Here is a 24406-nt window from a genome sequence, read left to right as displayed (position 1 = left end):
CCCGAAGCGCCCTGCGGGCTCCCCCAGAGGGGGTGCCCCCAGTCCTCAAACGCCGGACGGGCTGACTTTCAGCCCGTCCGGCGTTTGACGACGAGCGGCGGAGCCGCGAAAAAGGGGGTCCGGGGCTCAGGAAGCCTTCACCCGCACCGCCGTGGCCCGCCGCGAGCCCACCGCGAAGAGGGCGAGCCCCCCGACCAGCCAGCAGGACAGCACGACCAGCGCCCGCCCGCTCCCCGCGCCGTCGAAGAAGGCCGTCGACCGCAGCAGGGTGCCGCCCGCGCCGGGCGGCAGGAACTGGCCGAACGTTCCCCAGCCGGAGGGCAACCACTCCGGCCCGGAGGCCAGGCCGGACAGTGGGTTGCCGAGGAAGATCATCATGGCCGCGCCCAGACCGAGGCCGGGTCCGCCGAGCAGCGAGTGGAGACCCATGATGGTGACGGAGGTGGCGGCGGTGCTGAAGGTGACGGCCAGGGCGATCAGCGCGTAGTCGCCGTCCGTGACCCCGAAGCCGTACTGGAGCACGGCGCTGAGGGCGAAGCCGGCGAGGACCGAGAAGCCGAGGGAGGTCGCGGCCCGCTGGGCCGGGCGGCGGAGCAGCATCACGATGGCGACGGTCGCCAGGTAGCCGCCGAGCACCAACGGCAGGGCGCCGGCGGCGAGTCCGGCCGCGTTGGGGTCGTCCTTCGTCGGCGGGTGCAGGTCGTGCACGGCCACCGAGGGGCGGGGCGCGGACGGGTCGAGGGACGGCGCGAGGGCGCGCAGGGTGGCGGCGACGGACGGGCCGGCCGTGGTGGCGACCAGCACCTCCGGCTTGTCGCCGGGCGCCGCGCCCAGGACCACCGCGCCGTACGCCTTCCGGTCGTCGATCCGCTGCCGGGCGGCGGCCGCGTCCGGCACCTTCGTGACGCGGAACGCGCCGGGCCGGGCCTCCGCCAGCCGGTCCGCGACCCGGTCGGCCACCGGGCCGGGGCCCGCGACCGCGATCGGCACCTCGTGCGGGCCGGAGTTGATCGCCGGCAGGGCGAACGCCGTCAGCATGGCGGCGAGCAGGGCGGTGAGGCCGACGATCAGAACCGGGACCTTCCGCCACCCCGCCGCCGCTTCGGCGGCGGCGTCCGGATCGGGGGCGGCGCCCCGAGACTCGTCGGCGCGGGTGCCGGCGGAGCCGGCCGTATCAGTGGGCGTACGGGACATGGGAGTTCCCCTCGGGGCGGGTGACGTGCTCCTGGTGCCGTGCTGTGGTGCGGAGTGCTGCGCGTGCTGTGGTGCGGAGTGCCGTTGCGGTGTGTGTCGGCACGTGCCGCGCGTGCTGTGGTGCCGGGTGTTGCTCTGCTTCAGCGCCGGGTGTCGCGCCTGCTGTGGTGCCGGATGCTGCGCCTGCTGTGGTGCTGGCGTGCCGCGGGTTCCCGCCGAGGTCCGGCGGACGGTCCGCTGAGGCACGGCCGATGTGCCGCCGGTGTTCCGGCGTCGGCTCGCGTACGTGCCGTCCCTGTACCGGCGTTGGTCCGCGTACCTTCGCCGACGTTCCGGCGTCGGGCCGCGTACGTTCCGCCCGTGCACGCGGTCCGCCGGACGCGGCGCCGACGGTCCAGGGGCGAACGGTCCAGGGGCGGACGGTCCGGGGGCGGACGCCGACGGTCCGGTGCCCCGGCGGACACCGCGCCCCCGAGGCCGTGTGAACGGCCCGGTCGGAACGCCCCCGGCGCGCCCCCACGCCCCGCGCGCCGGGGAGTGCCGGGGCATGGCGGGGGCGTACGGGCGGGGTGGCCGGTCAGGGGTCGACGCGTACGCGCTGCAGTTCCCGGCGCACCGCCTCCGCCACGGGCGCGCGGGATCCGGTGCGCACCCAGTGCTCGAAGGTGAGCCGGGTCGTGGTGAGCGCGACCGTGGCGGCGAGCAGCGGGTACAGGTCGTGCTCGGGGTCGGTGCCGGTGCGGCGGGCGATCTCGGTGGCCAGGGTGGCGGCCATCCCGGCCTCGAACCGCACCTGTTCCGCCGCCAGTTGCGCGTGGGCCAGGGCCAGCCGCGCGCGCAGGAGGGTGCCGGGGTCGACGGCGGAGTGCTCCTCCAGCGCGGTGGCGAAGGCGTGCGTGAGGGCGTCCCACAGCGGTTCCTCCGGCGGGCGGGCGGCCAGCGCCGCGCGGACCCGTTCGGTCCGTTCGGTGCCGGAGGCCATGACGGCCTCCTCCTTGCTGGAGAAGTAGTTGTTGAACGTCCGGGCCGAGACGCCGGCCTCGGCCGCGATGTCCTCCACCCGGACGGCGGCCCAGCCGCGCTCGGCGGCGAGCCGCAGCGCCGCGAGGCCGAGCGCCGTCCGCGTGGCCTGCTTCTTCCGCTCCCGGAGCCCTGGATTCCGAGGCTCCGCCGGGTGCTCCGCCGTATGCTCCGCCGGGTGTTCTGCCGGACGCTCCGCCGGTGCCGGCCCGGGCGCCGGCCCGGCGGTCTCCCGCTGTGCCGTCGCCCGCGCCGTCGTTCTCGCGGCCCTGGTGCTCATGCGCCTCACCGTCCCAGAAACCTGCGTGCCCCGCAAGTTTGCGTATCACGCAAGGAGGTGCCGTCGAAGGGTGCGCGTGTCGGCCGCCTGGCCGAATGTCAACTGTCGGCCCACTACTACGCGTTGACGCCCCAACGCTACGGTATGTAGCGTTACCGGTCGGTAGCGTTGTGATCGCTGGGGACGGAGGGGCGGGTGAGGCGGGCGGTCCGGACGTCCGGCGGGGCGGCGGGGCGGCGGCCCGTGAATTCCCCGTTCTCCACCGGCCTTTTCCGGCCCCTTCCGGCCGCCTTCCGGCCCGTACCGGCGGTTACCGCGGCGGCCCGCCATCCGGACGGTCCGCAAAGAAACTCACTGGGGCGTGCATGCGTATTCCCAATTCCCTTTACATGGTCCCGGGTCACATGCTTTCTGACCCGCGCGAGCGGGACGCCGCGGACGGTTCCCGGGCAGGTGACGGCACACCGCCCGGAGACGTCGACCAAGTCCTTTTACAAATGCGCCCGCTCATCGAATCCGTGATGCAGAACACACAGATCCGGGCGCTGGAGGAATCGAGCCTCGCGGTCATCGGCGACCGCGCCGTCGCCGTCGACGCGCTCATCGACCTGGTGCGCCGGGCGGAGACGTCGGTCACCCTCCTCGTCCCGCCCGCGGGTGAGGCCCTGCGGCTGGTGACCGACGCGCTGGAGGCGCTGGCCCGCCGGCACCCGGACGACGCCCGGGTGCGGGTCCTCGCCCCGCCCGAACTGGCCGCCGACGCCCGGCTGGCCGGGCTGGCGACGCTGCTGGACGGCGTGGAGATCCGGCTGGCCGCGGGCGTACGGCACGCGGCGGCCGTCATCGACCAGCGAGTGGCGCTGGTCAGGGCCGGTGAGGCCACCGTGTTCGGCGCCGAGGCGTCGCTCGTCCGGGCCCCCAGCGTGGTCCGCGCGCTGTACGACATCCTCATGACGGCCTGGTACCGGGCCGCCCCCCTGACCCGCTACCAGCGGCTCCAGGAGTGCCTGCGCCGCGACTCCGGCGCCCGCATCCTGCGCATGCTCGGCGAGGGCTACACGGACGAGGTGGCCGCCCGCGAACTCGACATCTCCGTCCGCACCTACCGCCGCCGCGTCGCCGACATCATGCGGCTGCTCGGCGCCCGTTCCCGATTCCAGGCCGGCCTCTACGCGGCCGGCGCCGGTTTGTTGCGCGCATAAGTCCATGGATGTGACATCCAGGTGAATCGGAGGCAGGAAGCTGCCACCACCGGCCCGGGCCCGGCAGGGAATTCACGCCATTCCGCGGGCCGCCCGGCAGTTTCCGGACCGGCCCGTTGAACCGCCCCGTGCCACCCCCGAGAGTCGTGACGTATCCGAGATCCGGAGACCGAACCCGCGCCGGCGCCGGCCGCGCGGGCCCCGGAATCGAGCCGAAATCGAGGAAGTCACGTACACCATGGGCGATTACGACGGGGCGCGGTCCGCTCCCATAGCCGTCGTGGGCATCGGCTGCCGGGTGCCCGGCGCCGACGGCCCCGACGCGTTCTGGCGGTTGCTGACGGACGAGACCTGCACGGTGCGTGACGTGCCGTCGACCCGCTTCGGGCGGCCGTACGAGATCCCGGGCGCCCGCGTCCGCTCCGGGCTGCTGGACGACGTGGACCGCTTCGACGCCGCGTTCTTCGGGATCTCCCCGCGCGAGGCGGCGGGCATGGACCCGCAGCAGCGGCTGTTCATGGAGGCCGTCTGGGAGGCGCTGGAGGACGCCGGGCAGAACACCACCGCCCTGGCCGGCACCCGCACCGGCGTCTGGGTCGGCACCACCAACGTCCACTACTGGGAGCTCCAGCAGTCCGTCGGCCACCCGGACATCCACGCCTCGCTCGGCGCCGGCTCCCGCTCCACCACCACCGGCCGCGTCTCCTTCGCCCTGGACGTCACCGGCCCCGGCCTCTCCGTGGACACCGCCTGCTCGTCCTCGCTGACCGCCCTCGCCCTCGCCTGCCAGAGCCTGGCCGCCGGCGAGTCCACCGTGGCCATCGCCGGCGGCTCGCAGCTGCTGCTCACCAACACCGAGAACCACGGCTTCGTCGACGCGAACGTCTTCTCGGACAACTGCCGCTTCGGCGACGCCTCCGCCGACGGCTTCGTGTTCAGCGAGGGCGTCGGCGCGGTGATCCTCAAGCCGCTGGACCGCGCGCTCGCCGACGGCGACCCCGTACGGGCCGTCATCCGCGGCTGGAGCGTCAACAACGACGGCGCCGGCAGCGACACCATGATCAACCCGGCGCTGAGCGGCCAGCGGCAGATGCTGGAACTCGCCTACGAGCACGCCGGGATCCCGCTCGCCGACGTCGACTACATCGAGGCCCACGGCACCGGCACCCGCGCCGGCGACCCCGTCGAACTCGGCGCCATCGTGGCCGTCCTCGGCGACACCCGCGCGGACCGCGCGCCGCTGCTCGTCGGCTCGGTCAAGAGCAACATCGGGCACACCGGCGCCGCCGCGGGCGTCCTCGGCCTGATCAAGACCGTCCTCGCCCTCCAGCACCGCACCGTCCCCCGCACCCTGCACGTCACCGAGCGCACCCCCGCCGTCGACTGGGACGCCGCCGGCCTGGACCTCCCGCACGCCGGCGCCGTGCCGCTCGCCGTCGAGGGGCGGCCGCTGACCGCCGGGGTGAGCGGCTTCGGCGTCTCCGGCACCAATGTCCACGTGGTCCTCACCGAGGCCGGGCCGGGCGCCGAACCCGCCGCACGGCCGGCCGGCGCCGAGCGCGGCACCGCGCACCTGCTGCCCGTCTCCGCCGCCTCCCCCGAGGCCCTGCGGCAGCGCCTGCTGGACCTGGCCGGCCACCTCGAAACCGAAGGCCACGCCACGCCCCTCGCCGACCTCTGCCACACCGCCGCCGTCCGCCGCGCCCACCACGACTGCCGGGCGGCCGTCGTCGGCGACGGACCCGGGGCGCTCGCCGCCCGGCTGCGCGAGGCCGCCGAGGACGCCTCCGACGCCGGCTACGCGGGCCGCCCGCGCGTCGCCTTCGTCTTCTCCGGCCACGGCTCCCAGTGGATCGGCATGGCCCGCGAACTCATGGACGCCTCACCGGCGTTCAGCGCGTCCCTGATCCGCTGCGACGAGGCCGTCCGCGCCGAGACCGGCTGGTCCGTCATCGACCGGCTGACCGACGGCACCGACCTGGTGCACGAGACCGTCGCCGTCGTCCACCCGGTGCTGTGGGCGGTGCAGGTGTCGCTCGCCGAGACCTGGCGCGCCTGGGGCGTCGAACCCGACGTCGTCCTCGGGCACAGCATGGGCGAGTCCGCCGCCGCCTGCGTCGCCGGCGCGCTGAGCCACGCCGACGCCGCCGCCGTCGTCTGCCGCCGCGCCCGGCTCATCCGGGACCGCGTCGCGGGCCAGGGGACGATGTCGGTGGCCGCCCTCACCGCCGACGAGGCCGACCGGCTCATCGCCGAACTCGCCGTCGACGTCTCCGTCGCGGCCAGCAACGGCCCGCGCACCACCGTCCTCGCCGGCGAGGTCGAGGGCATCGAGAAGATCAAGGCGGAGCTGGACGCCCGCGACGTCTTCTGCCGCGTGATGAAGGCCGAGGCCGCCTCCCACTGCTCCCGCATGGACCCGCTGCTCGACGAACTCGCCCATGAGCTGCGGGACCTGGCGCCCCGCGCCGGGACGGTCCCGATGCGCTCCACCGTCACCGGCGAACTCGTCGACGGCTCCGGGCTCGACGCCGCGTACTGGACCCGCAACATCCGCGGCCGCGTCCACTTCCACGAGGCCGTGCTCGCCACCGCCGAGGCCGGCGAGACCGTCTTCGTCGAGATCAGCCCGCACCCCGTCCTCTCCAAGGCCGTCCAGGAGACCCTGACCGACGCCGGCCTCCCCGGCACCGCCGTCGGCTCCCTGCTGCGCGACCAGCCCGAGCGCGAGACGCTCCTCGCCCACCTAGGCCGGGTCTACGAGGCGGGCGCGCCCGTCGACTGGACCGCCCTTTACGGCGGCGGGCGGTGCGTCCCGCTGCCCGCCTACCCCTGGCAGCGGGAGAGCCACTGGGTGGAGGACCTGGACGCGCTGCCCCGGACGTACGAGTTCCGGCTGGACGAGCCGGGGACGCCGTTCCTGCCGCCGCCCGCGCCCGTTGACGGCCCCGCCGTCGTCCACGGCCCCGAGTGCGTCGAGGCCGCGCGGACCGCCGTGGCACGGGCCGCCGGCACCGACGACGTCCGGCTCACCGCCGCCGACATCGGGGAGGCCCTCCTCGTCCCGCCCGGCACGGCCGCCGTGCTGCGGGCCACCGTCACACCGGGCGCGGCGGACGGGGAGTGGACGTTCACCGTCGAGAGCCGGACCGACGGCGCGGCGGAGTGGACCGGACGCGCCCGGGGCACCGCCTCCGTCGGCCTGGAGGGCGCCGGGCACGAGCCGCCCGCCACCGTCCTCGCCCGCTGCCCCGAGCACCTCGACGGCGACGCCTTCCGGCGGCGCGTCCCGGCGGCCGGCGCCCTCCGGCCCGTCCTGGAAGAGGTGTGGCTCGGGCGGGGCGAGGCCGTCGCCCGGCTGCGCCGGCCCGCCGGGACGGAACCCCGGCCGGGCCATCCAGTCCACCCCGAACTCGTCCGGTCCGCCTACCAGCCCGCCCTGGCCCTGCTGCCCGACCCGTCGCTGCTCTCCCCGCACCTGACCGGGTTCGCGGTGACGGGCGAGGCGACGGAGGAGCTGTGGACGGTCTGCCGGATCACCGAGGGCGCCGGCGGGGCGCTCGCCCTGGACACCGTCCTCTTCGACGCGGCCGGCCGGGCCGTCGCCGAGGCCAAGGGCATGCCCGTCGGCCGGACCCCGGCCGACGACAGGAAGGAACCGGAGCACGTGAGCGAAGTGGGCGAGGACGGGACCGTGGTGACCGAGCACGCGCGGGCGGACGAGACGAGCGGGCGGCGGGCCGCGGCGAACACGGCGGACCAGGGCGTCGAACTGACCGGTGAACTGCGGCTGACGGACCCGGCGAGCGGGTTCGTGATCGAGCTGCGCGGCAGCCTCCGCATCACGGCGGGGGCGGTGCGCGGGGAGGCGGCGCCGGCCCCGGCGCCCGTGCGAGCCGCCGAGCCCGTGGCGGCGGAGGCGCGCGTGGCTCCCGCCGCGCCCGCTCCCGCGCCCGTCACTCCCGAGGCCCCGGCCGCCGCACCCGCCGCGCCCGCCGAGACCCCCGCCGCCCCCGACCGCCCGGTCGCCGAGCGGGTGGCCGAGCACGTCGCCGCGGTGCTGGGGATGCGGGCGGGCCGGCTCGACGTCGACAAGCCGTTCCACCGGCTCGGCATGGACTCGCTCATGGCCACGGAGCTGCGCAAGCGGCTCGAACGGGAGCTGGGCGTCGCCCTTCCCGTGGCCCGCCTGGCCCGCGGCACCACCACCGCGTCCCTGGCCCGGGAGCTGGCGGCGGAGATCCCTGCCTGAGACACCCGGCCCGAAGCAGCCGATCCCGAGGCACCCGACCCCGAGAGATCCGACCCCGAGAGATCCGGCTTCGAGACATCCGGCCCTGAAGCACCGGCCACCCCTCGTACCGCATGACGCATGTGACGCCAGTCACCCGACGTGGAGGAAGAGTTGACCAAGGACCTGTACGACATCGGCGAGATGCCGCCCCTGGGCGAGGTTCCGGCGCGGATGCACGCGTCGGTCATCCGCCCGGAGCGCTACGGGCCGCCGTCCCAGGGCTTCGCCATGGAGGTCGTGGACGTGCCGGAGGTCGGCCGCGGCCAGGTGCTCGTCTACGTCATGGCCGCGGGCATCAACTACAACAACGTGTGGGCCTCCCTCGGCTACCCGTACGACGTGGTGGCCGGCCGGCAAAAAAAGGGCGAGCCCGAGGACTTCCACATCGGCGGCTCGGAGGGCTCCGGCATCGTCTGGGCCGTCGGCGAGGGCGTCACCTCGGTGAAGGTCGGTGACGAGGTCACCCTCTCCGGCTGCACCTGGGACGAGACCGCCGAGGACATCCGGCTGGGCGCCGACCCGATGACGTCGGTCACCCAGAAGGCGTGGGGCTACGAGACCAACTACGGCACCTTCGCCCAGTACGCCCTGGTCAAGGACTTCCAGTGCCACCCCAAGCCGAAGAACCTGTCCTGGGAGGCGGCGGCCTGCTTCCTGCTGACCGGCGCCACCGCCTACCGCCAGCTCTGCGGCTGGGCCCCGCACACCGTGGAGCCCGGCGACCCGGTGCTGATCTGGGGCGGCGCGGGCGGCCTCGGTTCGATGGCGATCCAGATCACCCGGATCCGCGGCGGCGTCCCCGTGGCCGTGGTCTCGGACGACGAGCGCGGCAAGCACTGCCTGGAGCTCGGCGCGGAGGGGTTCATCAACCGCAACGACTTCGACCACTGGGGCCGGCTCCCCGACACCTCGGACAACGCCGCCATGGCGAAATGGATGAAGGGCGCCCGCGCCTTCGGCAACCGCTTCTGGGAGATCCTGGGCGAACGCCGGGCGCCCCGGATCGTCCTGGAACACAGCGGGCAGAACACCATTCCCACGTCGATGTATTTGTGCGACACCGCCGGAATGGTGGTCATCTGCGGGGGCACCAGCGGTTACAACGGCGACCTCGACCTGCGATTCCTCTGGATGCGGCAGAAGCGGCTGCAGGGCTCGCACTTCGCGAACATCCGGCAGTGCCGCCAGGTCATCGAACTCGCCGCGAGCGGAAAACTCGACCCGTGCCTGTCCTGGACCGGTGATTTCGCCGACACCGGCCGGGCGCACCAGCTCATGTACGAGAACCGGCACCCGTCCGGGAACATGGCCGTCCGGGTGAACGCCGTCGCCGGCTGACCGGGCGCACGGCGGGGTGAACGGGCCGGGCGGGCCGTCTTCGGACGGGCCGCCCGGCTTTCGGCCGTCCGCGCGGAACCCGTCGTTTGTGTATCGCGTTCTCTGGTAGGAGAGGTGTACGGCAAAAGATCGTCCCACAGCACGAGAGCCATTCCTTTGCCTACCTATTACCCTTGACGGCAAGGCCGCGCAGGGTGGCCATGGAGGAGTGAAATGAGGAGCAGGAACCCGGTCTTCTCGCGACGGGGGTTCACTCCCGGAGGCGGCTACGCGAACTTCAACGCGGCACCGCCGTCCGGGTCCGCGACGCAGGGGAACCCCTACGCGAACAGCCCGTACGCGCAGCCGGCCGACCCGTACGCGGGCAACCCGTACGGCCAGCCCGGCAACCCGTACGCGCAGGGCGCCCCCGATCTCCAGCAGGGGATGCCGCAGGCGCCGGCCCGCCCGGGCGCCATGACGATGGACGACGTCGTCAGCCGTACCGCCATCACGCTGGGCCTGGTCATCGTCGCGGCCGGCGCGGCGTGGGCGCTCAAGCTGCCCGTCGGCCTCGGCTTCGGCGCCGCGGTGATCGCGATGGTGCTGGGCCTGGTCCAGTCGTTCAAGGCCAAGCCGTCCCCGGCGCTGATCCTGGCCTACGCGGCGTTCGAGGGCCTCTTCCTCGGCGTCATCAGCCAGGCGTACAACGAGGTCGCCAAGGGCGCCCCGATGCAGGCGGTGCTGGGCACGGTGGCGGTGTTCGCCGGTGTCCTCTTCGCGTACCGGGCCCGGATCATCAACGTGAACCGCAGGTTCGTCCGCTTCGTGGCCGGTGCCGCGATCGGCTTCCTGCTGCTGGGCGTCGTCAACATGCTGTTCGCCGTGTTCGGCGGCGGCAACGGCCTCGGCTTCCGCACCGGCCCGGTGGGCATCCTCGTCGGCGTCGTCGGCGTGCTGATCGGTGCCGCGTTCCTGGCGCTCGACTTCAAGCAGGTCGAGGACGGCGTCCAGTACGGCGCCCCCCGCGAGGAGTCGTGGCTGGCCGCGTTCGGCCTGACGCTGTCGCTCGTGTGGATCTACACCGAGCTGCTGCGCGTCATCGCCCTGGTGATGAGCGACGACTAGTCCCCCGGGGGACGCGAGACGAAGCAGGGCCCGGGAAGACCGTCCACACGGTCTTCCCGGGCCCTGCCCGTCTGTACGGGATCGTCTGCTGTACGGGGTCGTCGTGCGGGGTGCGGACCGGCCGCCCGCGGCTCCAGGGCTACAGGAGCCTGCGCGCGGCCCGTCGGAGGTCGTACTCGTGCACGATCGCCTTGGCGTGGCCGTAGGCGAGGCCGTGCTCTCCGCGCAGCCAGCTCACCTTCTCCTCGAACCGGGACAGGGATGGGCCTTCGTCGACCGTGCGCAGCCAGTCGGCGATTTCTCGGCCGGTGCAGTGGGGGATTCGGGAGAGCAGGTTCCGGTGGGTTTCGTCGGAGATGACGTAGGACATCGGCGCCTCCGGACGCGTCGGATGATGGTCCTTCATGTCACCGTGCCCGAGTGTTCAGTCATTGGCAACAGTCGGTGGCCGCCGCATAGTCTCGGGGCGTGGATGATGTGACGCCTCTGCTGACCGCCGTGGACACCTTCGCCGACCGCCTGCGCGCCCTGCCCCAGTCCCGGCTGAGCCGGGGGGCCGCCGCCGAGGCGCTGGCCCTCGCCCGCGAGCTGGCGGCCCGGGCCCAGCGGATGGAGGAGCCCGGGGAGACCGCGCCGCGCGAGATGCCGGACGCCGGGATGTTCGCCGTCGCGGACCAGGTCGCCGTCGCCGGCCACGACTTGGCCGAGGCGCTGGGCGCCGGCGGCGCGCCGGAGGGCGCGGTCGCCGAGGCGGTGGAGCTGGTGGCGGGGGCGGCGCGGCGGTGCGGGCTGCAGTGAGGCCGCGGGGGCGGAGCGAAACGCGGGCCAGGGGGAAGCGGGGGGCGGAGCGAAACGCGGGGTCAGAGGGAAGCGATGACCCGGTCCGCGAGGACGTAGACGTTGCCCGTCGCGCAGCCGAAGGTGAGGGCGTAGGCGCCCGCCACCCCGGAGCCGCCGAGCAGCACCGGCGCCTCGCCGGTGCGCAGCGCGTGCGCCAGGCTCTCCGCGGTCTCCCGGTGGCCGGGCGTCATGCAGACGGTGGTGCCGTCGGCGAAGACGTAGACGTCGAGGGTGCCGAGCGGGCCGGGGCGGACGTCCGCCAGCGGCACGCCGGCCTCGGCCAGTTCGGACAGCCGCTCGACCGTGCGCTCGTGGTCGCCGACCGGGGCGCCGGCGGACGAGAGGTCGGCGGGCGAGAAGTCGGGGTGCGACGGGTGCCGGCGGCGGGCCGCGGCCAGTTCCGGGGACTCCGCCTCGTCCGCCGCGGCGGCGTCGGTCTGCCGGGGCAGGTACGGGAACGGGCCCTGCGGAACGTCGCCGTACAGCAGTTCGGGGGCGGGCACCTCGTCGACGGCGCCCGGCAGGCCCGACAGCAGGGACGGCGCGTCGGACGCGCCCCCCAGGTCGAGGGCCTCCTGCGCGGCCCAGAACGCCCGGGCCTCGGCGAGCTCCCGCTCGCGCTCCTCCGCGAGCGCGTCGGCGACGGCAGCCCGTATGTCGGAGAGGACGACGCCGGGCTCCTCGGCGGGTGCCGTCCGGGCGGCCGGGACCGCCGCGGCCGTCGTGCCGGTCGTGCCGCCCGGGTGCGCCCGGTCCGTCGTGGTCGCCGTGTGCCGGGCCCCGGCCTCGGCCAGGTCGGCGCGGAGTGCGTGGATCTGCCGGCGCAGCCCGCGGGTCGTCCACAGGGCGGCGGTGCCCGCGGCGGTGGCAGTGGCGGCGGCCAGCAGCAGGGCAAGGGACATGGCGCTCACTGACGTACTCCCGGTTGCTGTCGGTCCCCGAATTCCTATCTCAGCTTCGCGCGCGGCTTTCCCGGTCCCCAGTGCAAAACGTCATGAAACCGGCGGGACTTAGGGCCCGGGGGTGGTGACTTCAACATAGCTGACCAGCGGAAACGAATCTCCCCCGGGACGTTGGTCACATCCTGGGGGAGATTGGGTCACGAACGGGGAGACGGGCAGGGGCTCCCCTTGAGGATCAGCTCAGCCGCTCGATCACCATGGCCATGCCCTGACCGCCGCCCACGCACATCGTCTCCAGCGCGAACTGCTTGTCGTGGAACCGCAGCGAGTTGATGAGCGTGCCGGTGATGCGCGCGCCCGTCATGCCGAACGGGTGGCCGACCGCGATGGCGCCGCCGTTGACGTTGAGCTTGTCGATGTCGACGCCCAGGTCGCGGTAGGACGGGATGACCTGCGCGGCGAACGCCTCGTTGATCTCGACGAGGTCGATGTCGCCGATGGTCATGCCGGCCCGCTTCAGCGCTTGGCGGCTCGCCTCGACCGGGCCGTAGCCCATGATCTCGGGGAGAGGGCGGAGACGCCGGTGGAGACGATCCGGGCGAGCGGGGTGAGGCCCAGCTCGCGCGCCTTGGTGTCGGACATGATCACCAGGGCGGCGGCGCCGTCGTTCAGCGGACAGCAGTTGCCGGCCGTGACCAGGCCGTCCGGGCGGAACGACGGCTTGAGGCCGCTGACGCCCTCCATGGTGACGCCCGCGCGCGGGCCGTCGTCCTTCGCGACGACCGTCCCGTCCGGGGTGGTCACCGGGGTGATCTCGCGCTCCCAGAAGCCGTTGGCGAGGGCCTGCTCGGCGAGGTTCTGCGAGCGGACGCCGAACTCGTCCATCTCCTCGCGGGTGATGCCCTTGAGGCGGGCGAGGTTCTCGGCCGTCTGCCCCATGGCGATGTAGGCGTCCGGGACGAGACCGTCCTCGCGCGGGTCGTGCCAGCCCTCGCCGCCCTGCTCGGCGCGGGCCGCGGTGCGCGCCTCGGCGTCGGCGAACAGCGGGTTGTGGGTGCCGGGCATGCCGTCCGACGTGCCGTTGACGGACCGGGACACCATCTCGACGCCCGCCGAGAGGAAGACGTCGCCCTCGCCCGCCTTGATGGCATGGAAGGCCATCCGCGACGTCTGGAGGGACGAGGCGCAGTAGCGGGTGACCGTGGTGGCGGGCAGGTGGTCCATGCCCATCTGCACGGCGACGATCCGGGCGAGGTTGTGGCCCTGCTCGCCCCCGGGCAGGCCGCAGCCGAGCATCAGGTCGTCGATCTCGCGCGGGTCCAGGCCGGGGACCTTGTCGAGGGCGGCCTGGATGATCGTGGCGGTCAGGTCGTCCGGCCGCAGCTCCTTCAGCGAGCCCTTGAAGGCCCGGCCGATGGGGGAACGAGCAGCTGAGACGATCACGGCTTCGGGCATCACGGCTCCAGTCGACGCGACGGCAGGACTCCGGTGAAGTTACCCGCACGTAAGGTCAAGGTCACGAGGCCGCGGCTGTGATGTGACTCATGGCCGTCGGGCCGGTGTTCGACGGCGGGGTGTGCGTCCATTGTCGCTCCGCGACGGTTGTCGCGGCTGCGCCGCTCGTCCTCAAGCGCCGGACGGGCTGAATTCAGCCCGTCCGGCACTTGAGGACAGCGCCCGCAGGGCGCTGCGGGGGTGCGGGGGCCTGCCCCGCAAGAAACGGTGAAAGGGAGGGTCCGGGGCTACCTCCCCACCCGGTGCCACACATGGTGCCGCTCCGGCCCGTCCCCGGTCCCTCCGGCCCCTCCGGGGGCGGAAGCTGCCGGCGGCGGCGGTGCTTGAGGAGGGCCCAGCGGCCGCGGGCGGCCGTGACCTCCGTGCCGCCCTCGGCCGCCGCCTGGGCCGCGGCCCGGGCCACCGGCAGGATGCCCTCGCGGCGGGCGGCGTCCGGCCGCTCCTCGTCCTCCGGCCACAGGCCGAGCGCGGCGCAGAGCGTGGGCAGGACGGCCATGGCGGCGGTCGCGTAGCCCTCCGCCGAGGGGTGGTAGTTGTCGGGTCCGAACAGCTCGCGGGGGTTGGACTCGAACTCGGGGCCGAGCAGGTCGCCCAGCGAGACCGAGCGCCCGCCCGCCTCCAGCACCCCTATCGTCTGTGCCGCCGCGAGCTGGCGGCTCAGCCGCCGGGCCAGCCAGCGCAGCGGCTGATACACCGGTTCGATCGTGCCGAGGTCGGGGCAGGTGCCGACCACGACCTCGCAGTCCGCCTCGCGGAGCCTGCGCACGGCCTCCGACAGCAGCCGGACCGAGCGGGCGGCCGGCACCCGGTGGGTGACGTCGTTGGCGCCGATCATGATCACGCAGACGTCGGGTGCTCGGTCGTGGCCGGACAGCAGCAGGGTGACCTGCCGTTCCAGGTCGCAGGACTGGGCGCCGGAGAGCGCCACGTTGCGCAGGTCCACCGGCCGTTCGGCGACCGCCGCCAGCCCGGTGGCCAGCAGGGCGCCGGGCGTCTGCCGGGGCCGGTGGACGCCCTTGCCCGCGGCCGTGGAGTCGCCCAGCATGCCGAGGACCAGGGGTTCGTTCCCGGCCCGGTGGACGAACGCCGATCCGTAGCGGCCGTCCGCCTGCGGCGGGGTGTCGTGGTTGCCGCCGACCACCCGCCGGGCCAGCGCCACCTCCGTCACCAGCAGCCCCAGGGCCGCCCCGCCCAGCAGCCCGATGCCGCCGCCTCCGTACGCCGCCGCCGCCGCGATCCGTCGCGCTGCCCTCGCCCTCGACATGGACATAAGGCGGGTCTCCTCCCGCTCCACGAGCGCTGTGCACCCTTGCTCGACCGTGTTGATGGCTACGTGCCCCGAGCACCGGTCAGTGCAACGCGTCACTGGTGCACTCGGCCCTCGAATCGTCCGAATAGGCTGGTTGTACGGGCACGCGACGAACCGCTAGTGCCCCCGACCGCGGAGACCACCGTGCAGTATCACGATTCGATGATCGAGCTCATCGGGAACACCCCGCTCGTGAGGCTCAACAGCGTGACCGAGGGCATCAAGGCGACCGTGCTGGCCAAGGTCGAGTACTTCAACCCCGGCGGATCGGTGAAGGACCGCATCGCCGTGCGGATGATCGAGGCCGCGGAGAAGTCCGGTGACCTGAAGCCGGGCGGCACCATCGTCGAGCCGACGTCGGGCAACACGGGTGTGGGCCTCGCGATGGTGGCCCAGCAGAAGGGCTACAAGTGCGTCTTCGTCTGCCCGGACAAGGTGTCCCAGGACAAGATCAACGTGCTGCGGGCCTACGGTGCCGAGGTCGTCGTCTGCCCCACCGCCGTCGACCCGGAGCACCCGGACTCGTACTACAACGTGTCCGACCGGCTGGTCCGTGAGATCCCCAACGCCTGGAAGCCCGACCAGTACAGCAACAAGAACAACCCGCTGTCGCACTACCACTCCACCGGTCCCGAGGTGTGGGAGCAGACCGAGGGCAAGATCACGCACTTCGTCGCGGGCGTCGGCACCGGCGGCACGATCAGCGGCACCGGCCGGTACCTGAAGGAGGTCAGCGGCGGCAAGGTCAAGATCGTCGGCTCGGACCCCGAGGGCTCCGTCTACAGCGGCGGCTCCGGCCGCCCGTACCTGATCGAGGGCGTCGGCGAGGACTTCTGGCCGACCGCCTACGACGGCACGGTGACCGACGAGATCATCGCGGTCTCCGACAAGGACGCCTTCCAGATGACCCGCCGCCTCGCCCGCGAGGAGGGCCTGCTCGTCGGCGGCTCCTGCGGCATGGCCGTCGTCAGCGCGCTGCGCCTGGCCGAGCGGCTGACGGAGGACGACGTGGTGGTCGTCCTGCTGCCGGACAGCGGCCGCGGCTACCTCAGCAAGATCTTCAACGACGAGTGGATGGCGGACTACGGCTTCCTGGAGGAGCCGGGCGACGCCGCCCGCGTCGGCCACGTGCTGCGGCGCAAGGACGGCGGCCTGCCCTCGCTGGTGCACATGCACCCCGAGGAGACGGTCGGCGAGGCGATCGAGGTGCTGCGCGAGTACGGCGTCTCGCAGATGCCGATCGTCAAGCCGGGCGCCGGCCACCCGGACGTGATGGCCGCCGAGGTCATCGGCTCGGTCGTGGAACGGGAGCTGCTGGACGCCCTGTTCACCCAGCGCGCGTCGCTCTCCGACCCGCTGGAGAAGCACATGAGCGCGCCGCTGCCGCAGGTCGGCTCCGGCGAGCCGGTCGGCGACCTGATGGCCGTCCTGGGCGCGGCGGACGCGGCGATCGTGCTGGTCGACGGCAAGCCGACCGGTGTGGTGAGCCGTCAGGACCTGCTGGCGTTCCTGGCGGAGGGCAGCAAGTAGCTCGGAGTGCGGGCCGTCTGACGGCCGGTGGGGCCCGTCGGGCCGGCGGGAGCCGGACCGGCGGGCTCCGTCGTCGGGGGCATGCGGGGCGGCCCGCCCGCCCGGGGGCGGCTCGGGTCCGTCCGACGGCCGTGCGGTGCGCGTGCGGTGCGCGTCCTCGCGGGGCCGGGGGACGCTCCGGGGTGGCTCCGAAGTCGTTCGCCGGTCGTTCGCGGGTCGGTCGTGGTGCGCTCAGGGCCGTTCGGAGGGCGTCAACGCCCGCGCCCGTCCCGTAAAAGGAACGTATGTGTCACGCGACGGCAGCACGGACTTAACACGGCCCCGCCACACTGGAGGCGTGCCGCGGGGCGGAAGCGTCCCGGGCGGCACATCGGTGCGACGGCGGGACTTCCGGAGCGGCTCCCGGACTCCACGGCCGTCCGGACGCGGTGGCCGGCGCCCTACGGCCCGGGCCGCGTCCCCGCGGGGGACCGCCGCCGTCCCGGCCCCGGGCTCGGCCCGGGGTGCGGCGGCCCCCGCGCAGTCCGTTTCCCGCGGGGTCCGGCCCTCGCTCGATTCGTCCCGCGCGGAGTCCGTTCCCCGTGCCGTCCGTTCGCCGTGCGGTCCGTTCCCGGTGTCACCCGGGCCCCGCGTCATCCGGGCCCCGGTGCCACCCGGACCCCGCGTCACCCGGGGCCCCTGAGCCACCCGGGGCCCCGCAGCCACCCACCCCCCCCGGCGGACGGCCCGTCAGTCCCACTCCGAGACGTCGCGGCCCTGGTTCCGCTGCCACGGGAACCCGCGCAGCACGTGCACCGCGTTGACCCCCACGATCCCGGCCCAGGTCACCAGCAGACCGGCCAGCCCGGCGCTGCCCACGCCGATCGCGGACAGCGGGATCGCCAGCACCAGCGTCACCGTCGCGAAGCCGAACCGCTCGCCGAAGCTCCCGAACTCGCCGCCGGCGTCGGGTCGTCCGCCGCGCGCGGCCGTCATCTGCTGCTCGGCGGCCTGGCGGCGCAGCCGCCGCGCCACCGCGCCGTCGAGCTTGTCCTCCACCTTCTCCAGGAACGAGTCGACGAGCTCCGCCTCGTAGTCGGCGCCCAGCTCCTTGCGGGCCTGGAGGGACGCGTCGAGGTCCTTCTTGAGGTCGGGCTTCAGGTCAGGGTCGTGGCCGGTCATGGCGACAACGGTACGGTCGGCCCGTGGCCCCCGTCGGTGGGGGCAGCACCAGTATCCGCAGTGGGGCCGCCCCCGAGGCGGCTCCGTGGAAGGAGCAGCCCGTGACAGCCGCCCTCCTGTCGTCCCTCACCGACGGCGACACCGCCGACCGGCCGGACGCCCTCTCCTTCGCCGGCCGCACCCTCTCCCGCGAGGACCTGCTCGGTGCCGCGGGGGCCGTGGCACACCGGATCGCCGGCGCGGAGTGCGTCGCCGTCCGCGCGACGGCGACGGCCGAGACGGCCGTCGCGGTCGTCGGCGGGCTGCTCGCCGGGGTGCCGGTGGTGCCGCTGCCGCCGGACGCCGGGCCCGTCGAACGGCGGCACATCCTGCGCGACTCCGGCGCCGCACTCGTCCTCGGCGGGGAGGCGGAGGACGGCGACGACGGCGTCGCGGCCGTCCCCGTGGACGTCCGGGAACGGGCCGACCGCCCGGTGCGGACGGCGGACCCGGACCGTCCGGCGCTGATCCTCTACACCTCCGGCACCACCGGCGCCCCCAAGGGCGTGCTGATACCGCACGACGCGATCACCGCCTGCCTCGACGGGCTCGCCGACGTCTGGCAGTGGACGGCGGAGGACACCCTGGTGCACGGGCTGCCGCTGTTCCACGTGCACGGGCTCGTCCTCGGTGTGCTGGGCGCGCTGCGCACCGGCTGCCGGCTGGTCCACACCGGGCGGCCGACCCCCGAGGCGTACGCGGCGGCGGGCGGCAGCCTGTACTTCGGCGTGCCGACGGTGTGGTCCCGCGTCGTCCGCGAGCCCGCCGCGGCCCGGCGGCTGGCCGGGGCGCGGCTGCTGGTCTCCGGCAGCGCCGCGCTGCCCGCGCCGGTCTTCCGGGAACTGGAGGCGCTGACCGGACAGCGGCCCGTCGAGCGGTACGGCATGACGGAGACGCTGATCACCGTCGCGGCGCGGGCGGACGGAGAGCGGGTGCCGGGGCGCGTCGGCGTACCGCTGCCGGGGACGCGCACCCGGCTCGCGGCCGTCGAGGACGGCGGCGGCATCGGCGAACTGGAGGTGTCCGGGCCCACCCTCTTCTCCGGTTACCTCGGCCGCCCCGAGGACACGGCCCGCGCGCACACCGCCGACGGCTGGTTCCGTACCGGCGACATCGCCGCGCTGGACCCCGACGGCACCCACCGCATCGTCGGCCGCGCCTCCATCGACCTGATCAAGTCCGGGGGTTACCGGATCGGTGCAGGGGAGGTGGAGAACGCGCTGCTCGACCATCCGGCGGTGGCGGAGGCGGCCGTCGTCGGGCTGCCGCACGACGACCTCGGCCAGGAGATCGTCGCGTATGTGGTGGCGGAGGGCGTGACGGAGCAGGCGCTGATCGACTTCGTGGCCGGGCGGTTGTCCGTGCACAAGAGGCCGCGCAGGGTCCGGTTCCTGGAGGCGTTGCCGCGCAACGCCATGGGCAAGCCGCAGAAGAAGCTGCTGGAAGGGCTGTAGGGGCGGCGGACCCGTCCGCCGCCTGCATAATTCCATGCAGAGCCCGGTTCGGATGAATGACCCGGGGTGACGGGGAGAGGAAGAGCGGATGACGGAGACCGGCGCGGCACCGGAGGCCACCGCACGGCTGCAGAAGCTCTTCGAGGGGCACCGGCTGACGCCCACGCAGCGCCGGATCGCCCATTGCATGGTGCGCCGGGCCGCCGACGCGCCCTTCCTCTCCAGCGTCGAACTGGCCGAACTCGCCGGGGTCAGCCAGCCGTCCGTGACCCGCTTCGCCGTGGCCCTCGGCTTCGACGGCTATCCGGCGCTCCGCCGCCACCTCCGGGAGGCGGTCCCGGCGGCGCCGGAGACGGCGCCGGCCACGGAGAACGCGTACCAGCAGGCGGTCCACGCCGAGATCGACAACCTGCGGCACCTCGCGTCGCTGCTCGCCGACCCCGAGCCCGTCGCCCGCGCGGGGCGGCTGCTCGCGGCGTCCCGGCCGCTGCCGGTGCTCGGCCTGCGCGCCGCAGGCGCCCAGGCCGCCGGCTTCACCTACTTCGCCCGCAAGGTCCACCCCGACGTCCGGCTGCTCGACGAGGGCGGCAGCCTCCTCGTCGACCGCCTCGACGCGGCGGTACGGGCCGGGGCGAGCGTCCTGCTGTGCTTCGCGCTCCCGCGCCACCCGCGCGAGGTCGTCGAGGCGCTGGAGTACGCGCGGAGCACGGGCCTCACCGTCGTCACCGTCGCCGACTCCACCTTCGCCCCCGTGGCCCGCCACAGCGACCTTCTGCTGCCCGCCGCCGTCGGCACCGGCCTGGTCTTCGACACGGCCTGCGCGCCGATGCTGCTGGGGCGGGTGCTCCTGGAGGCGATGTGCGACGCGCTGCCCGACGCGCAGGCGCGGCTGGAGGAGTTCGATGTCAAGGCGGTGGCGCGGGGGCTTTTCACGGAGTGACGCGACGTCAGTGGTCCTGCGTGCTAGCCGCCTTCTGATGCGGGTACGCGCTCGCCTCCGTCGCGGAACCCAGCAGACTCATCAGCCCCGTCAGCACCAGCGCCACCGCCGCGACCGCTGCGCGTCGCCTCAATCCCCGCTTGTCGATCGGCATTTCCGGGTTCCTCCACTCGTTGGTCCGCCCCCGTGCGCTGCTTTGACGGTAGCGGGGGCGGGAGTGTGTTCACGTCATACGTGGGCGCTCAGTGGCAGGTGATACCGGGGTATGACGCCGTTGTCATCGTTCGGTCATGTGGGGTGCCGCGAAAAGGGGGTCTGGGGCGCAGCCCCAGGAATCGGCGAAGGGGAGGGACCGGGGCACCGCCCGCCGCAGGCGCCCCCGCCCCACCATCCTCAGCTTCTCCTCAGATTCGCCCGCTACCCTCCGCCCTGAATCCAGCCGATGTGAGGAGGTTCGACATGGGCCGCGGAAGCGGAAGCCGCTCACTGGCACGCGTAGCGGTGATCGTGCGGGCTCCGGCCGCCCCCCTGTGGTGGCTCGGCCTGCTGGCGGCGGGGATCGGCGCCGCCCTCCCGGGCCTGACCGGCCGCCGCATCGGCCTGCTCGCCGGAGCGGCCCTGTTCCTGGCGACGGCCGCCACCGCGTTCACGGCCCGCCGCAAGCGCTACGCGCACCTGGCGCGCGCCGCCTCGCGGGCGGGGAAGGCGGTGTTCCTCCAGGACCGCGCCGTCACCGCCCGCACCTGGCGGCAAGCCCGCCGCTGGTGGCTCGCGCTCGCGTTCCCGGCCGCCGTGGCCTCCTCCCTCGCGGCCCCCGGCACCGCCGGCCTGGCGATGGCGGGCGTCGGCGCGGGCCTGTGGGCGAAGGCCCAGTGGCTGGGCGGGCTGGAGCGCAGGACGGAGGCGCTGCTGTGGGTGCGCACGGAGTGGGCGAAGGGCAGCCCGGCCGGCAGGCAGGTCCACGGCTATCTGACCACCGGCCTCGCGGCGGGCGACGCCGCCCCGGGCGGCGCCCGCCGTCCCCGGCGGCCTGTCGGCCGGGCGGCGGTCAGCGCAGCCCGCTGAGCGCTCCGGCGTGCGCGCCGCCGCTCTCGGCGATGAGCTCGTCGAGGGTCTGCGCCGCGCGAACCGGCGCGAACCGCACCCCGTCCGCCGTGCCCGTCCACCCGTACACCCCCGGCCGCGGCAGCGCGTTGTAGCCGAAGGGCGTGGAGAAGTAGTACGCGCCGGTGTCGAGCAGGGCGACGTGGTCGCCGGCCTCCAGCGGCGGCAGCGCCCGGTCCACGGCCACCAGGTCGCCCGCGAAGCAGCACGGGCCGGCGACGTCCTGGGCCACCGGCGTACCCGTCTTCGGCAACCCTTGGGCGTCGTACGCGGCCACCCGCAGCGGCCAGGCGTCCGGCGCGAACACCGTTCGCGTGGCGACCTGGGCGCCCGCGTGCGTCACGGCGATCCGGCGGCCCCCCGCCGACTTGGCGTACTCCACGCGGGCCAGCACCAGCCCGTGCTTGGCCGTCAGCGACCGGCCGAACTCGGTGACCAGCCCGTACCGCCCGTCGAGGAGTCCGGGCACGGTCGCGGCGAGCAGCCGGGCGTAATCCCGGTGGCTCGGGGTCTCCTCGTCGGAGGCGAAGTTGACGGGGAGGCCGCCGCCGATGTCCAGAGTGTCGACCTGCTGCCGCCCGGCGAGCCCGTTGATCTCCTCGGCCAGTTCGTAGACGATCCGCGCGCCCTCCGCGAGCAGCTCCGGCGGGCAGCCCTGCGAGCCGACGTGACCGTGCAGCCGGGTCAGCCAGGGGCGGTCCGCGTACGCCCGCAGCAGCCAGGCGCGGGCACCCGGGTCGCGGAGCGCCACACCGAACTTCGAGCTCTCCGTGGCGGTGCTCATCGCACCGATGCTGCCGCCGCCGACCTGCGGGTTGACCCGGACGCCCAGCGGGGCGGCGGGGGGCCCGCCGGCCGCCACCAATGCGTCGAGACGGGCGAGTTCGGCCCGGCTGTCGACGTTGACTGCGACGCCGAGCGCCAGCGCCTCGCGCAGCTCGGCGGGCGTCTTGGCGGGGGAGTCGAGGACGATGCGGCCGGGCGGCACGCCGGCGGCGCGGGCCAGGGCCAGTTCGCCGGGGCTGGCCGCCTCGCAGCCCAGCCCCTCGTCGGCGAGCAGCCGCAGCACCGGCACCAGGGAGGCGGCCTTGACCGCGAAGGCGTGCAGCACACCCCGCCCGCCGCCGGTGCGGACCTCGTCGAACGCCGCGCGCAGGCCCGCCGCCGACGCCCGTATCCCGGCCACGTCCAGCAGCCCGGCCACCGGGCGCCCCTCGTCCACCAGCCCCCGCGCCACCGCCGCCCGGACGGCGGCGTCCCGCCGCTCCGCCGGGCCGGGCTCCGACCGACCGTTCCCCTTCAGGCCCACCCTCCTACTTCACCACCGGACCCGGTGCCGCGCCACGGCGCGAAGGGGGCCACACCACCTGTTGACTAGACGTATTCACCGGCCCAGTATGTGCAGAAGTTCTATTCAGCACGTTCTCCGCACGTTCCACTCGACTTTCTTCTCACCGTTCTTCTCACCCACGGCCGGCGTCCGACGAGGCCGGGAGTCAGGGAGGCAGGGCCCATGTCAGGACCGCGACCCGTGCGAGCGCCGCGAGGCACCGAGCTCAGCGCCCTGGGCTGGCAGCAGGAGGCCGCCCTGCGCATGCTCCAGAACAACCTCGACCCCGAGGTCGCCGAGCACCCCGACAAGCTCGTCGTCTACGGCGGCACCGGCAAGGCCGCCCGCGACTGGCGCTCCTTCGACGCCATGGTCCGCACGCTGCGGACGCTCAAGCAGGACGAGACCATGCTCGTCCAGTCCGGCCGCCCGGTCGGTGTGATGCAGACGCACGAGTGGGCGCCGCGCGTCCTGATCGCCAACTCCAACCTGGTCGGCGACTGGGCGAACTGGGAGGAGTTCCGCCGTCTGGAGGCCCTCGGCCTCACCATGTACGGCCAGATGACCGCCGGTTCGTGGATCTACATCGGTACCCAGGGCATCCTCCAGGGCACCTACGAGACCTTCGCCGCCGTCGCCGCCAAGAAGTTCCAGGGCACCCTCGCCGGGACGATCACCCTCACCGCCGGCCTCGGCGGCATGGGCGGCGCCCAGCCGCTCGCCGTCACCATGAACGACGGCGTCGCGATCTGCGTCGACTGTGACCCGCGCGCCATCGACCGCCGCATCGAACACCGCTACCTCGACGTGAAGGCCGACTCCGTCGACCACGCGCTCCGGCTGGCCGTCGAGGCCCGCGACGCCCGCCGTCCGCTGTCCATCGGCGTCCTCGGCAACGCGGCCGAACTCGTCCCGGAGCTGCTCGCGATGGGCGCGCCCATCGACATCGTCACCGACCAGACCTCCGCCCACGACCCGCTCGCCTACCTGCCGACCGGCATCGCCTTCGAGGACATGGCCGACGCCGCCGCCAAGGACCCGGCCGGCTTCACCACGCGGGCCCGCGAGTCCATGGCGAAGCACGTCGAGGCCATGGTCGGCTTCCAGGACGCCGGCGCCGAGGTCTTCGACTACGGCAACTCCATCCGCGGCGAGGCCCGGCTCGCCGGGTACGACCGGGCGTTCGCCTTCCCCGGCTTCGTCCCCGCCTACATCCGGCCGCTGTTCTGCGAGGGCAAGGGCCCCTTCCGCTGGGCCGCCCTCTCCGGCGACCCCGCCGACATCGCCCGCACCGACAAGGCGATCTTCGACCTCTTCCCCGAGAACGAGTCCCTGGCCCGCTGGATCAAGATGGCCGGGGAGCGCGTCCACTACCAGGGGCTGCCCGCCCGCATCTGCTGGCTCGGCTACGGCGAACGCGACCGGGCCGGCGAGCGCTTCAACGACATGGTGGCGAGCGGCGAGCTGTCCGCCCCCGTCGTCATCGGCCGCGACCACCTCGACTGCGGCTCTGTCGCCTCGCCCTACCGCGAGACGGAGGCCATGCTCGACGGCTCCGACGCCATCGCCGACTGGCCGCTGCTCAACGCCATGGTCAACGTGGCTTCCGGCGCCTCCTGGGTCTCCCTCCACCACGGCGGCGGCGTCGGCATGGGCCGCTCCCTCCACGCGGGCCAGGTGACGGTCGCCGACGGCACGCCGCTGGCCGGCGAGAAGATCCGCCGGGTGCTGACGAACGACCCGGGGATGGGTGTGATCCGGCATGTCGACGCCGGGTACGACATCGCGGAGTCGGTGGCCGAGGACCGGGGCGTTCGGGTGCCGATGCGCGAGGGTGACGCGTGAGC

18 protein-coding genes and 1 pseudogene are annotated in these 24406 nt (G+C 74.1%); 10 read left to right on the top strand and 9 right to left on the bottom strand.

Annotated elements, in window-relative coordinates:
* Positions 1 to 126: 126 nt before the first annotated feature.
* On the bottom strand, positions 127 to 1194 hold the full coding sequence (locus ACQEVS_RS13600; RefSeq protein ID WP_433019867.1) for a hypothetical protein: 1068 nt from the start codon (positions 1192 to 1194) through the stop codon (positions 127 to 129).
* A 577-nt stretch (positions 1195 to 1771) separates the two neighbouring features.
* On the bottom strand, positions 1772 to 2494 hold the full coding sequence (locus tag ACQEVS_RS13595; RefSeq protein WP_433019864.1) for a TetR/AcrR family transcriptional regulator: 723 nt from the start codon (positions 2492 to 2494) through the stop codon (positions 1772 to 1774).
* Between the two features lie 521 nt (positions 2495 to 3015).
* On the opposite strand from ACQEVS_RS13595, the gene ACQEVS_RS13590 reads away from it, so the two are divergent.
* From ACQEVS_RS13590 to ACQEVS_RS13575, 4 genes are all read left to right on the top strand, one after another.
* Positions 3016 to 3696, top strand: a complete 681-nt coding sequence (locus ACQEVS_RS13590; RefSeq protein WP_433019861.1) for a hypothetical protein — start codon at positions 3016 to 3018, stop codon at positions 3694 to 3696.
* 238 nt (positions 3697 to 3934) lie between these two features.
* Positions 3935 to 7948, top strand: coding sequence for a type I polyketide synthase (locus ACQEVS_RS13585; RefSeq protein ID WP_433019858.1), 4014 nt, complete (start codon positions 3935 to 3937; stop codon positions 7946 to 7948).
* A gap of 153 nt (positions 7949 to 8101) precedes the next feature.
* Positions 8102 to 9328 carry a crotonyl-CoA carboxylase/reductase gene (gene ccrA, locus ACQEVS_RS13580; protein ID WP_433019855.1) on the top strand — a complete coding sequence of 409 codons (1227 nt, stop codon included), beginning with the start codon at positions 8102 to 8104 and terminating at the stop codon, positions 9326 to 9328.
* 213 nt (positions 9329 to 9541) lie between these two features.
* Positions 9542 to 10435, top strand: coding sequence for a Bax inhibitor-1/YccA family membrane protein (locus tag ACQEVS_RS13575; RefSeq protein WP_433019852.1), 894 nt, complete (start codon positions 9542 to 9544; stop codon positions 10433 to 10435).
* A 139-nt stretch (positions 10436 to 10574) separates the two neighbouring features.
* Here ACQEVS_RS13575 and ACQEVS_RS13570 read toward each other — a convergent pair whose 3' ends face one another.
* Positions 10575 to 10805: a DUF4287 domain-containing protein gene (locus ACQEVS_RS13570; protein WP_433027532.1), complete on the bottom strand. Its 231-nt coding sequence runs from the start codon at positions 10803 to 10805 to the stop codon at positions 10575 to 10577.
* A gap of 98 nt (positions 10806 to 10903) precedes the next feature.
* Between ACQEVS_RS13570 and ACQEVS_RS13565 the strand changes: the two genes are divergently transcribed.
* Positions 10904 to 11233 carry a hypothetical protein gene (locus tag ACQEVS_RS13565; RefSeq protein WP_433019849.1) on the top strand — a complete coding sequence of 110 codons (330 nt, stop codon included), beginning with the start codon at positions 10904 to 10906 and terminating at the stop codon, positions 11231 to 11233.
* Positions 11234 to 11295: 62 nt separating this feature from the next.
* On the opposite strand, the gene ACQEVS_RS13560 is transcribed toward ACQEVS_RS13565, so the two are convergent.
* The 3 genes and pseudogenes from ACQEVS_RS13560 to ACQEVS_RS13550 form a co-directional block, all read right to left on the bottom strand.
* Positions 11296 to 12186 (bottom strand): hypothetical protein, encoded by an 891-nt coding sequence (locus tag ACQEVS_RS13560; RefSeq protein WP_433019846.1) that lies wholly within the window; start codon positions 12184 to 12186, stop codon positions 11296 to 11298.
* 226 nt (positions 12187 to 12412) lie between these two features.
* Positions 12413 to 13632: pseudogene (locus ACQEVS_RS13555) on the bottom strand (acetyl-CoA C-acetyltransferase).
* A 193-nt stretch (positions 13633 to 13825) separates the two neighbouring features.
* Complete coding sequence (locus tag ACQEVS_RS13550; RefSeq protein WP_433019843.1) at positions 13826 to 14962, bottom strand: SGNH/GDSL hydrolase family protein; 1137 nt, start codon at positions 14960 to 14962, stop codon at positions 13826 to 13828.
* Between the two features lie 183 nt (positions 14963 to 15145).
* Here ACQEVS_RS13550 and ACQEVS_RS13545 point away from each other — a divergent pair, with 183 nt between their 5' ends.
* Positions 15146 to 16531 (top strand): cystathionine beta-synthase, encoded by a 1386-nt coding sequence (locus ACQEVS_RS13545; RefSeq protein ID WP_433019840.1) that lies wholly within the window; start codon positions 15146 to 15148, stop codon positions 16529 to 16531.
* A 729-nt stretch (positions 16532 to 17260) separates the two neighbouring features.
* Here ACQEVS_RS13545 and ACQEVS_RS13540 read toward each other — a convergent pair.
* Positions 17261 to 17692 (bottom strand): hypothetical protein, encoded by a 432-nt coding sequence (locus ACQEVS_RS13540; protein ID WP_433019837.1) that lies wholly within the window; start codon positions 17690 to 17692, stop codon positions 17261 to 17263.
* A 101-nt stretch (positions 17693 to 17793) separates the two neighbouring features.
* Here ACQEVS_RS13540 and ACQEVS_RS13535 point away from each other — a divergent pair, with 101 nt between their 5' ends.
* Complete coding sequence (locus tag ACQEVS_RS13535) at positions 17794 to 19185, top strand: acyl-CoA synthetase (protein WP_433019834.1); 1392 nt, start codon at positions 17794 to 17796, stop codon at positions 19183 to 19185.
* Between the two features lie 88 nt (positions 19186 to 19273).
* Positions 19274 to 20125 (top strand): MurR/RpiR family transcriptional regulator, encoded by an 852-nt coding sequence (locus ACQEVS_RS13530; protein WP_433019831.1) that lies wholly within the window; start codon positions 19274 to 19276, stop codon positions 20123 to 20125.
* A 7-nt stretch (positions 20126 to 20132) separates the two neighbouring features.
* Here ACQEVS_RS13530 and ACQEVS_RS13525 read toward each other — a convergent pair whose 3' ends face one another.
* Positions 20133 to 20279, bottom strand: coding sequence for a hypothetical protein (locus ACQEVS_RS13525; RefSeq protein ID WP_433019828.1), 147 nt, complete (start codon positions 20277 to 20279; stop codon positions 20133 to 20135).
* A 305-nt stretch (positions 20280 to 20584) separates the two neighbouring features.
* On the opposite strand from ACQEVS_RS13525, the gene ACQEVS_RS13520 reads away from it, so the two are divergent.
* Positions 20585 to 21190: a hypothetical protein gene (locus tag ACQEVS_RS13520; RefSeq protein WP_433019825.1), complete on the top strand. Its 606-nt coding sequence runs from the start codon at positions 20585 to 20587 to the stop codon at positions 21188 to 21190.
* Here the strand turns inward: ACQEVS_RS13520 and ACQEVS_RS13515 are convergent.
* The gene (locus tag ACQEVS_RS13515; RefSeq protein WP_433019822.1) at positions 21174 to 22538 is read right to left on the bottom strand and encodes a diaminopimelate decarboxylase; all 1365 of its coding nucleotides are present in this window, start codon (positions 22536 to 22538) and stop codon (positions 21174 to 21176) included. The genes ACQEVS_RS13520 and ACQEVS_RS13515 overlap by 17 nt on opposite strands.
* Before the next feature lie 204 nt (positions 22539 to 22742).
* Here ACQEVS_RS13515 and hutU point away from each other — a divergent pair, with 204 nt between their 5' ends.
* Positions 22743 to 24404, top strand: a complete 1662-nt coding sequence (hutU, locus tag ACQEVS_RS13510) for a urocanate hydratase (RefSeq protein WP_433019819.1) — start codon at positions 22743 to 22745, stop codon at positions 24402 to 24404.
* The last annotated feature ends 2 nt before the right edge of the window (positions 24405 to 24406 follow it).

This window comes from Streptomyces sp. CA-181903, assembly GCF_050937075.1.
Classification (GTDB): Bacteria; Actinomycetota; Actinomycetes; order Streptomycetales; family Streptomycetaceae; genus Streptomyces.
Note: the sequence above shows the minus strand (reverse complement) of the source record. Positions and strands in the feature narration are given on the sequence as shown.